At 37.1% G+C, this 2,760-nt stretch carries 4 protein-coding genes; all 4 read left to right on the top strand.

The annotated features are described in order from the left end of the window. The first annotated feature begins 102 nt into the window (after positions 1-102). Complete coding sequence (locus Q0K80_RS10295; protein ID WP_294606043.1) at positions 103-636, top strand: hypothetical protein; 534 nt, start codon at positions 103-105, stop codon at positions 634-636. Next, positions 626-1,177, top strand: coding sequence for a hypothetical protein (locus Q0K80_RS10290; RefSeq protein WP_294606042.1), 552 nt, complete (start codon positions 626-628; stop codon positions 1,175-1,177). Before Q0K80_RS10295 ends, Q0K80_RS10290 begins: the two co-directional genes overlap by 11 nt. Further along, a complete protein-coding gene (locus Q0K80_RS10285) occupies positions 1,152-1,949 on the top strand; it encodes a cell division protein FtsK (protein ID WP_294606041.1) in 798 nt (265 codons plus the stop codon). Before Q0K80_RS10290 ends, Q0K80_RS10285 begins: the two co-directional genes overlap by 26 nt. Positions 1,950-2,083: 134 nt before the next feature. Then, the coding region (locus Q0K80_RS10280) for a replication initiation factor domain-containing protein (RefSeq protein WP_294606040.1) at positions 2,084-2,760 on the top strand (677 nt) is incomplete at its 3' end.

The following is a 2,760-nucleotide window of genomic DNA, read 5'->3' as shown; positions in this document are numbered from 1 at the left end:
TAGTGTTATCCAAAATAAACATAATTTGGTTCAATGATTTTGAACCGTTGATAAATGGTTTGAAAAAAATATTAAGTGATTTTACGTAGAAAGGAAATTTAAATGGTAAATTTAAATTCTTCAGTTTTGGGTAATAACGTCCAAAATAAAAACTTTAAAGATGGTAACACTGCTAATGCAGTTAAGGTAAGCAACGTTGCTGAAACTGCAAAAAGCAAGTTAGAAAGTACTTTTGCTGACGTTCGTGTAAGTAAAAATGCACCTGTCCAAGCTACATTGGATAAGCATTTGGATAAGGCATTAGGTAAGTACTTCACTATTACAGGTGCTGAATTCCAAGAAACACCGGATTTTAATGATCCTGAAAAGCTGAACACTGCAACAGTCTACTCAGTTCGTGTAACCAGTAAAAAAGCTTGGTTGCCTTTAGGCACAGAACTTCAGGTAAAAGTTAAAGATCATAAACCGATTTTTAGCCAGCAAGAATTGCAGGATCTTATGTTTGGTTCGACAGCTCCTGTGGTTGTTGCCTTTGACAAATTGGCACATTACCACTTTGGCAGCGGTGAATCATTGAATGCTGCTGATGTTCATAAAGTTAACATTTCAGTGAAGGAAGTAATAAATGATGATTAATAACAGCGTGCTTACAGTGGATTTAAAAGAACCTTTGGGCGTAAGCCCTGTAACCTTCGGCACTGTTCAAATAGTATGGGCAATTCTATGCTTTTCATTTTATTTAATATCGGCCTTAGCAGGTAATTCAAACTTTGCTTTGACCTTAATCATTGCTGCTTTGCCATTGTTTGCCTTAATGGCATACGAGATGCGTAGAAGTGCAAATTGGGGATGGTTGATCACAGCTGTCTCCAATGCTGCTTCTTCCAATCGTATGATAGAGGACAGTAGGCCTGTTTATCGTACTATCTTCGGCTATAATCGTCGAGAAAGTGCCCCTACCTTCAAAGCAATTAGGATTGGGCAAGATCGGATCAAATTAATGGTTAATACTAATGGTTGTCCTAATGCAGATGTTGACTTAACTTCAGCATTACAGAGGGAGTTATCTGGTTGGTCTGTTGTTCCTAGTAGTCAATATCCAATTTGCTTTATAGTGACAAAAAAGCGGACTAGAGGGAGAAAGTTAACAAATGAAGACTTCTTTTCAAATCGATGAAGGCTTAAGGATTAACCTTAGAGGTCAAGCAGGCTGTGAAATAGTAGGTCGTCCCGGAAGTGGTAAGTCGTGGCTTGCCACTTTTATTCTGTTAACTGCAATGGCTATAGGTGCCTTCCCCGTTATATGTGATACCAAACGTAGCGATTTTTACAATCTGGGCAAAATGTTTGATAACATTCTTGGTCACAGTCATACTTCTTGTGTTGCTTCAACACCATTTCAAGTTGCTAAGGAGTTGCGTGTATTAAATAAGCTCATGAATGATAGATACGAGCATAACAATGCTTGGGGCAAAGATTGGGTTGATTTTAACTTGAGACCTATCTTTTTGATCTTTGATGAGTTTTCGGCAACAATGGCAGAAGCTGATAAAGATACAGCCAAAGAAATAAGTGATTATATGAAGCAACTAGTATTTAAGTCACGTCAAATGGGCGGCATATTTACAGTATTATGCTCTCAAAGATTAAATTCCTCAGTTTTGGATGTGAACATAAGTTCAGAATTTAGTACAAGGATCGCCATGCAACAGCTAGATAAAATCAGCTTAAGATTAATTTTCCCTCAATGTGACATAGATTCGATTACTTTTGTTGATAATAACTTACCAGGTCATGGCTGGGCTTACAGTGATTACTTTAACAATCCATTACCACAACCATTTGTAGCACCAGACTTAACTGATGTAAATATTCCAAAGGTTGCTGTAGATTTATTCAAAACTAATGAAGTAAACACGTTTAGGCAAGAGGACTATTGGCCATTTTAGACATTAAAGCAGCTGACCGGGCGGACGCCCGGTCAAGTGGAACGCGCTGCTTTTACAGGCGTTAAATAATATGCCTGTTAAGAGGGATAAAAATGAAAAAAATAAATACTATTAGTATAGACCAAATAAGTTTAATGATACCCATTAAAGCCAGTGTACTGAACAATGATGAGACTCCTGACGAAGTACAAGCCCTTAAGCGTATGTTTCATTTTAATCAAATTCTGGGAAAAGCCGAAGAGCAGAAACATGGTCTAAATGGTTACACGAACTCTCTTAAGTACGGTAATGATTTAGCTAAGATACTAATTTTGTGGAGCTGGAAACAACCGTGGATGGGTGTAACAGTGATGTTTTACGGTCAAGGTAAAAAACTATACGAGGCACTTGCAAAAATGACGGACATCAAAATTGACTGGTTTGATATGATCGGTAATATTTGTCTTAAATTTAAAGGCCACGTATCACGTATTGATATTGCTGTTGATCTAATAAACTACGGATTTTCGGTTGACAATATTGCTGAAAAGCTTAAAGCTGATACATACGAATTCTTGAATGGGAAAACCAAACGCAAAATTGGCCTTGAAAAGATGAAAACTATTGGTAATTCAGGTGAAGTAGACACTCTTTATGTGAACAGCCGCAAATCTGATGCCTTTTTAAGGATATATAACAAACGAAAGCAAGGACTTAGTAATAAAAGCAGTGGATATTATACACAAGCAAAAAATACTCAGGATTGGATTCGAATAGAGGCTGAGTTTAAACATCGTGAGGCACACAGAATAGGTAATGATCTGGCTAAATT

It is taken from the genome of uncultured Lactobacillus sp. (genome assembly GCF_945290125.1).
Lineage (GTDB): Bacteria > Bacillota > Bacilli > Lactobacillales > Lactobacillaceae > Lactobacillus > Lactobacillus rizhaonensis.
This window is presented reverse-complemented; position numbering and strand designations above follow the sequence as displayed.

Excerpts from the sequence above, each read along its gene's own strand:
- Q0K80_RS10290 (WP_294606042.1), top strand. The coding sequence starts at position 626 with ATGATGATTAATAACAGCGTGCTTACAGTGGATTTAAAAGAACCTTTG.
- Q0K80_RS10285 (WP_294606041.1), top strand. The coding sequence starts at position 1,152 with ATGAAGACTTCTTTTCAAATCGATGAAGGCTTAAGGATTAACCTTAGA.
- Q0K80_RS10295 (WP_294606043.1), top strand. The coding sequence starts at position 103 with ATGGTAAATTTAAATTCTTCAGTTTTGGGTAATAACGTCCAAAATAAA.